The sequence below is a fragment of the Pseudomonas sp. genome, from assembly GCF_041601375.1.
Lineage (GTDB): Bacteria > Pseudomonadota > Gammaproteobacteria > Pseudomonadales > Pseudomonadaceae > Aquipseudomonas.
Map to the genome: position 1 here is coordinate 1 of NZ_JBFIIG010000208.1, position 6,983 is coordinate 6,983.

The window sequence follows — 6,983 nt, forward strand, 5'->3', positions numbered from 1 at the left end:
ACTTGAATGCCGGTGTTCAGATCGTCCTGCCAAACCAGATAACTCATTTCCCCTCAGCCCCTAGCGTGCCGCCCGGCTGCAATGCGGGCGCTGCAGCAAGGCTACTCAAAGGCTCTGGAATGGGGGCTGACGCAGATCATTGAATAGTTGCTTAGGAGCCTATCGACAGAGTTCAGGGAACCCGTACAAGGCTCAACTGACCGGAGGTTCGGCGTGGTGATTCAGCTGCTGAAGGATGCATGGGACGGGGAAATCGGTGTCGGACCAACCGTCGTCGTGGTCGACGAAGGGGTCGCGAAGAATCTGTCGACATCCACGCTACAGGACGACGCCTATGCATTTACCTTCAATCAGCAAGGGTTGATGGCGGGTGTCACTATCGTAGGAACCAAGATATCCAAAATCCGTCGCTGAAGTCGACGGCAATGGCCAGCCCTTACTGGCCATTGCCTCTGCTACCCGGTGCCAACAGCTCTGGACAGGCGGGCAGGCTCGACGCAAACAGGATTGCCTTGACCCCATGGCAACCGGGTCGCCCGCTTCCGTTACCTGCGCGGCGTCTGGCGCAAGGGATCCAGCAACGACGACAGGCCGTTGTGATCGATTTCCTGCATCAGCTCCAGCAGACGGCCGATCTCGCCCGTGGGAAAGCCTTCGCGGGCGAACCAGTTGAGGTAGCGCCCCGGCAGGTCGGCGATCAAGCGGCCCTTGTATTTGCCGAATGGCATCTCGCGGGTCACCAGCAGTTGCAGGTCTTCGGGTTTCATTGGGCGCTCTTGGTCATGGGTGAGCATGGGCGACATGGCTCGGCCATGCGGGTCATACGCGCAATTATGCCTAACGCCAGTCCTGGTTGGCGCAAAAGCACCTGCCATGCGACCAACGCGCAGGCCGACGCCGGCAAACTCGGGTAAGCTTTGTGCCCGCCATTTTCTACCCAGGATTGTCACGCAATGCTTATCAAGGCACTCAGAATCGGTCTCGGCCAGTTGATCGTGTTTCTCGACTTCATTACCCGCCCGCGCAAGCTCAAGCGCGCGCCCGAGGCTCAGGCCGCGGTCGCACAAGCCGCCAGCGGCCTGGCGTTGTACCAGTTTCATGCCTGCCCATTCTGCGTGAAGACCCGCCGCACTTTGCACAAGCTCAACGTGCCGGTCACCCTGCGCGACGCCAAGCACGACGATCAGCATCGCCAGGCCCTGCTGGAGCAAGGCGGCAAGATCAAGGTGCCGTGCCTGCGCATCGAGGACAACGGCCAGAGCACCTGGCTGTATGAGTCCAAGGCGATCATCGCCTATCTCAACGAGCGCTTCTCTGCGGCCTGAAGCATAGCGATCCCCATCGACCGGTTGCCCAGCCGCCGAGGCTGTTGGTTTACCGCAGATCGCTGCGATGGGTATCGCTTCGCTCATCCTACGCGGCCCGACGGATCGCCGCCCGCGCCATCCTACGGGGCGCGCACCACCCGGGCCGGTGTGCGGCGCATCAGCACCTGGCCGGCGCGGATCGAGACCAGTGCGTGGCCCTGGCTGCGCAGCATCTCGTAGTCGCTGGCGGCGGAGAGGATCAGCAGGTTGGCCGGACGCCCCACTTCGAGGCCATAGCCCTCGCCCAGGTTGAGGGCTTTCGCGCTGTTGTCGGTGACCAGGTCGAGCGAGCGCTGCAGATCCTCGAATCCGAGCATGTGGCAGATGTGCAGCCCGGCCTCGAGGATGCGCAGGATGTTGCCGTTGCCCAGCGGGTACCAGGGGTCGACGATGGAGTCCTGGCCGAAGCAGACATTCAGCCCGGCGCGGTCGAGCTCGGCCACACGGGTCAGCCCGCGGCGCTTGGGGTAGGCATCGAAACGGCCCTGCAAATGGATGCTCTCGGTCGGACAGGAGACGAAGTTGATCTGCGCCTGCTTGAGCAGGCGGAACAGCTTGGAGCAGTAGGCGTTGTCGTAGGAGCCCATGGCGGTGGTGTGGCTGGCCGTGACCCGCGCGCCCATGCCGCGCACGCGCGCCTCTTCGGCGAGCACCTCGAGAAAGCGCGAGTGCGGGTCGTCGGTCTCGTCGCAATGCACATCCACCAGGCAACCGCTGCGCTCGGCCAGGTCCATGAGGAAGCGGATCGAGCTGACGCCCTGCTCGCGGGTGTTCTCGAAATGCGGAATGCCGCCGACCACATCGACGCCCAGCGCCACCGCCTGTTCCATCAGCGCGCGGCCATTGGCGTAGGACTCGATGCCCTCCTGGGGGAAGGCGACGAGCTGCAGGTCGATCAGGTGGCGGGTTTCCTCGCGCACCTCGAGCAGCGCCTTGAGCGCGCCCAGACTCGGGTCGGTGACGTCGACATGGCTGCGCACATGCTGGATGCCGTGCTCGACCAGCATGTCGATGGCCTTGCGCGCACGAGCCTTGCTGTCTTCGTGGGTGATCAGCGCCTTGCGCTCGGCCCAGCATTCGATGCCCTCGAACAGGGTGCCACTGAGGTTCCAACGCGGCTCGCCGGCGGTGAGGGCCGCATCCAGGTGGATATGCGGCTCGACGAAGGGCGGCACCACCAGATTGCCGGCGGCATCCAGCTGGTCTGCCGTGGCGGTCAACTCCTGCGCCTGCGCGACTATGCCGGCGATACGCGCCTGCGCCAACTCGATGCGAAACAGGCCGCTGCGGCCACGCAGCCGGGCATTGACGATATTCATGGGGTTCTCCTGAACGGGCACAAATTCAGGCATAGATTAACAGCCCGACACGATCATGCCCGGCTGGCAGGGTCTGCACCCTGGTGTCACAACAACGTTGAAATGTAGGGTCACTGTAAGGCGGGGCGGGCCGCGTAGGTGCGGCCGCCTAGGTAGGCGGCGCAGGTTAGCGGCGCCAGATCAGGCAGCGCCATCGTGGTGCGCCGCGTAACCCACCAGGCGACATCCCTGTGTTGCGCCGATGGTGGGTTACGGCGCAACGGATCTTGCGGATTCATCGCTATCGGCAGCGTGCGCCTAAGCCACCCTAGAGGGATCGCGGTACATAGGTAAAACCCACGGCCGCTAGTTGTGGACTGACCGCCCATATTCTCGGCCAGGCTTGCAGGAGCCAGCACGCTGGCTCCTGCCGCCGTTACTCGGCCGCCTGCAGTTCGGTCACGACATAGCGGCTGCCTTGCTGTTCGACCTGGAAGCGCACCTTGTCGCCGGTCTTGATGCCTTCCAGCAGAGCCGCATCGCGCACGCCGAAGACCATGGTCATCGGCGGCATGCCGACGCTCTGGATCGGGCCGTGGCGCAGGGTGATCCTTTGCCCGGCCAGGTCGATCTTGCGCACTTCGCCCTGACTCAGGGGGGCGGCGACCTCCGCACTGGCTTCGGCCGGGGCGGCGGCCTGGGCGGCATATACGGGGAAGGCCAAGGCGCTGCCGAGCAAGGTGGCGATAAGCAGGGTTTTCATAGGGTATCTCCTTCACGTGGTTGGACCGGCGCTACGCGGGTCGAAGCATCTGTCGGGCTGGCGGACGGCTCTCTCGCCACAATCGGCATGGCATCCGCCTCGCCCACTACGCTGATCTCGCCGACCATGCCGGCCTGGTAATGACCGACAATCAGGCAGGCGAAGTCGAATTCGCCGGCCTGGTTGAAGGTCCAGATGATCTCGCCGTTTTTGCTCGGCGCGACGTGGGCCATATAGGGTTCGTCATGCTCCATGCCGGGAAACTTGGCCATCAGCGCGGCATGCTTGTCCAGCTCGGGCTTGGTACCGAGCACGAATTCATGCAGCATCTGGCCGTCGTTGTGATGGACGAAGCGAATGGTCTCGCCGACCTTTACCTGCAGCTTGTCCGGGGTGAAGCGCATCTCGTCGGTCATGCGGATCTCGATGGTGCGGTCGACCTGATCGCGGTCGCCGGCGATGCCCCACTCCTTTTGTTCCTTGACCACTTGCGCAGCGGCGCCATGCGCGTCTGCGACCATGCCGCCATGGGCCAGCACCGAATTGCCGGCGAACAGGGCGCACAAGCCCAACACCAGGGCGGCAGGTTTTATCTGTCGATCCATTTGTATCTCCTCGGTCTCAATGAAAACAGCGGCTGTTTTTTTCTAGGAGCCAGGGGGACGCCCAGTCCTTGCTGGCTCCTACGGATTTCTGCAAATCAATGCCCGGTATGGCCGCTGGGTTTGCGCACCTGGACTTCGACCGTCTCGCGAGGCGGTTGTTGCAGCGGCATGGATTGGCCGCCGGCGTCCGCCGAGCGGGTCGGCGTGGCCAGCTCGCCGCGCCATTCGTAAGCCACGCTGCCGGCCGGGTGCTTGAACCAGCCCGGATCGCGGTAGTCGCCGGGCGGCTGTTCCTTGCGTACCTTGAGCATGGTGAACATGCCGCCCATCTCCACCGAGCCGAAGGGGCCGTCGCCGGTCATCATCGGCGCGGTGTTGTCCGGCAACGGCATCTGCATTTCCGCCATGTCGGCCATGCCGCGTTCGCCCATGACCATGTAATCGGGGATCAGCTTGGCGATCTTGCGCGTCATGTCGCGATGATCGACACCGACCAGGGTCGGCACGTCGTGGCCCATGGCGTTCATGGTGTGGTGGCTCTTGTGGCAGTGGAAGGCCCAGTCGCCCTCCTCGTCGGCGAGAAACTCGACCTGGCGCATCTGCCCCACCGCCACATCGGTGGTCACCTCCGGCCAACGCGAGCCCTTGGCCGTCGGCCCGCCGTCGGTGCCGGTGACTTCGAACTCATGGCCGTGCAGGTGAATCGGGTGGTTGGTCATGGTCAGGTTGCCGACGCGGATGCGCACCTTGTCGTTCTTGCGCACCACCAGCGGGTCGATGCCGGGGAAGATGCGGCTGTTGAAGGTCCACAGGTTGAAGTCGAGCATGGTCATGATCTTCGGCGTGGCCGCCCCGGGCTCGATGTCGTAGGCGTTGAGCAGGAAGCAGTAATCGCGGTCCACCTCGCTGATCAACGGATGACTGGCCTTGGGGTGGGTGACCCAGAAGCCCATCATGCCCATGGCCATCTGGGTCATCTCGTCGGCATGCGGGTGGTACATGAAGGTGCCGGGACGCCGCGCGACGAATTCGTAGACGAAGGTCTTGCCCATCGGAATGGCCGGCTGGGTCAGCCCGGAGACGCCGTCCATGCCATTGGGCAGGCGCTGACCGTGCCAGTGGATGCTGGTGTGCTCGGGCAGCTTGTTGGTGACGAAGATGCGCACCCGGTCGCCCTCCACCACCTCGATGGTCGGCCCCGGCGACTGGCCGTTGTAGCCCCACAGGTGGGCCTTGTAGCCCGGCGCCAGCTCGCGCACCACCGGTTCGGCGATCAGGTGGAATTCCTTGACGCCGTTGTTCATGCGCCACGGCAGGGTCCAGCCGTTGAGGGTGACCACCGGGTTGTAGGGCCGGCCGTTCTGCGGCTGCAGCGGCGGCATCGTGTCGGCACTGTCCTGCAGCACCGCTTCCGGCAGCCCGGCCAGGGACACCCGGCTGACCGCCGAGGTGGCGACCGCCGCGGTGATCGCGCCGGCGCCGAGGAAAAAATCACGTCGAGAAACCATTTTCAGTAATCCTTGATCAGTGCCCGGCGGGCTCATCGGCGGCGCTCATGGCGGCGCCCGCGCTGGTGGAGAGGTTCGCTGCACCGAGCATGCTCATGTCCAGGTCGGCCCTGGCGATCCAGAAGTCGCGCTGGGCCTGCAGGTAACCGTCGACCGCGAGAATCTGTTTGCGCGCATCGGCCAGCAGCTCGAAGGTGCTGATGAACATGCCGTTGTAGCGCAGGATGTTCTCCTCGGCGATGCGCTGCCGCAGCGGCAACACCTCGTCGCGGTAATGGCGGGCGATGTCGTAGCCCGACCGATAGCCCAGATAGGCCTCGCGCACCTGCGAGCGGGCATTGATCGCGGTCTCGGCCGCACGGTTGAGCATCTGCCGGTATTGCGCCTCGGCCTTGGCCACCCGCGCGCCGCTCCAGTCGAACAACGGCAACTCGACGCTGATCTCATAGCCGCGCTGGGTCGGCTCCTCATTGGACTTGTTGCTGACCGCCCCCAGCTCGAGCACGTTGATAAAGCGCGTGGTCTTGCTCAGCCCCAGGTTGCGCGCCAGACGCTCGGCATCCAGGCGCATGGCCTGGATATCCAGGCGCTGGGCCATGGCCTGGCGCTCGACATCCGGCAGTTGCTCGACCTCGGCGGGCAACTCGGGCAGGCGCTCGGGCAGGCGGTAGGCGATCTGCTCGCCCCACAGGCCCAACAGCCGGGTCAACTGCTCGCGGCTCTGCACCCGCGCCTGCTCGGCGCGGATCAGGGCCAAGCCGGTCTCGGCATAGAAGCTCTGCTCCTGGGCCTGTTGCAGCTTGCTGTAGTTGCCCACCGCCGCCAGCCGTCGGGCCAGCTCGGCGCCGATTTCGGCCGAGTCCATCACCTGGCGCATGAAGCCCAGGCTCTCCTCGGCCGCCACCGCGCGGTACCAGGCCTTGCGCGTCTGGCTGGCCAGTTCGAACACCGCCAGGCTGGTCTGCCGCTGCACCTGCTCGAAGCGCTTGGCCTCGATGCCGGAGGTCATCGGCATGGCGATCAGCCGCGCCAGATTGACGTGCAGGCCGCGCTCGTACTCCACCTCGCTGCCCTTTTCCAGGCGGCCGAAGGAGAACCCCGGATTGGGGATGCGTCCGGCCTGGACCCGCTCGGCCTCGCTGATACCCAACTGATCGAAGCTCGCCTGCAACCCCCGGTTGTTGAGCAGGGCAACCTGCACCGCAGCGTCCGCCGACAGCGGCTGGGCCAGCAATTCGGTGACCCGCTTGGCCACGAGCGTCCGCTCTTCGGGGGTCTTGCTCCAGCTCAATTGCTTGTCCAGCTGCTGCTCGGCGGCCTGTTCGACCACGGCAAAACCGCCATCCCGGGAAAAACTGGCGCAACCGGCCAGCAGCAGTAACCCGGCGCACAGCCCCAGCTGACGCACCCGTATAAATCCGTTCATACGCATCCTCAGTGAT

Annotated in this window: 7 protein-coding genes and 1 pseudogene; 2 read left to right on the forward strand and 6 right to left on the reverse strand. The window is 64.7% G+C overall.

Annotation, left to right across the window (positions count from 1 at the left end):
* Positions 1 to 249: 249 nt before the first annotated feature.
* Positions 250 to 414, forward strand: a pseudogene (locus ABZE94_RS19065) (twin-arginine translocation pathway signal protein); the annotation flags it as partial.
* A 131-nt stretch (positions 415 to 545) separates the two neighbouring features.
* Here the strand turns inward: ABZE94_RS19065 and ABZE94_RS19070 are convergent.
* Positions 546 to 767 (reverse strand): DUF3820 family protein, encoded by a 222-nt coding sequence (locus tag ABZE94_RS19070; protein WP_372877447.1) that lies wholly within the window; start codon positions 765 to 767, stop codon positions 546 to 548.
* Between the two features lie 186 nt (positions 768 to 953).
* Between ABZE94_RS19070 and ABZE94_RS19075 the strand changes: the two genes are divergently transcribed.
* Positions 954 to 1,325, forward strand: a complete 372-nt coding sequence (locus tag ABZE94_RS19075) for a glutaredoxin family protein (protein WP_372877449.1) — start codon at positions 954 to 956, stop codon at positions 1,323 to 1,325.
* A gap of 122 nt (positions 1,326 to 1,447) precedes the next feature.
* Here ABZE94_RS19075 and codA read toward each other — a convergent pair whose 3' ends face one another.
* From codA to ABZE94_RS19100, 5 genes are all read right to left on the reverse strand, one after another.
* Positions 1,448 to 2,686, reverse strand: a complete 1,239-nt coding sequence (gene codA / locus ABZE94_RS19080) for a cytosine deaminase (RefSeq protein WP_372877451.1) — start codon at positions 2,684 to 2,686, stop codon at positions 1,448 to 1,450.
* 415 nt (positions 2,687 to 3,101) lie between these two features.
* The gene (locus ABZE94_RS19085) at positions 3,102 to 3,428 is read right to left on the reverse strand and encodes a copper-binding protein (protein WP_372877453.1); all 327 of its coding nucleotides are present in this window, start codon (positions 3,426 to 3,428) and stop codon (positions 3,102 to 3,104) included.
* Positions 3,425 to 4,033 (reverse strand): plastocyanin/azurin family copper-binding protein, encoded by a 609-nt coding sequence (locus ABZE94_RS19090; RefSeq protein ID WP_372877455.1) that lies wholly within the window; start codon positions 4,031 to 4,033, stop codon positions 3,425 to 3,427. The genes ABZE94_RS19085 and ABZE94_RS19090 overlap by 4 nt, the downstream gene beginning before the upstream one ends.
* A gap of 95 nt (positions 4,034 to 4,128) precedes the next feature.
* On the reverse strand, positions 4,129 to 5,541 hold the full coding sequence (locus ABZE94_RS19095) for a multicopper oxidase domain-containing protein (protein ID WP_372877457.1): 1,413 nt from the start codon (positions 5,539 to 5,541) through the stop codon (positions 4,129 to 4,131).
* Positions 5,542 to 5,557: 16 nt separating this feature from the next.
* The gene (locus tag ABZE94_RS19100; RefSeq protein ID WP_372877459.1) at positions 5,558 to 6,973 is read right to left on the reverse strand and encodes a TolC family protein; all 1,416 of its coding nucleotides are present in this window, start codon (positions 6,971 to 6,973) and stop codon (positions 5,558 to 5,560) included.
* Positions 6,974 to 6,983: the final 10 nt, after the last annotated feature.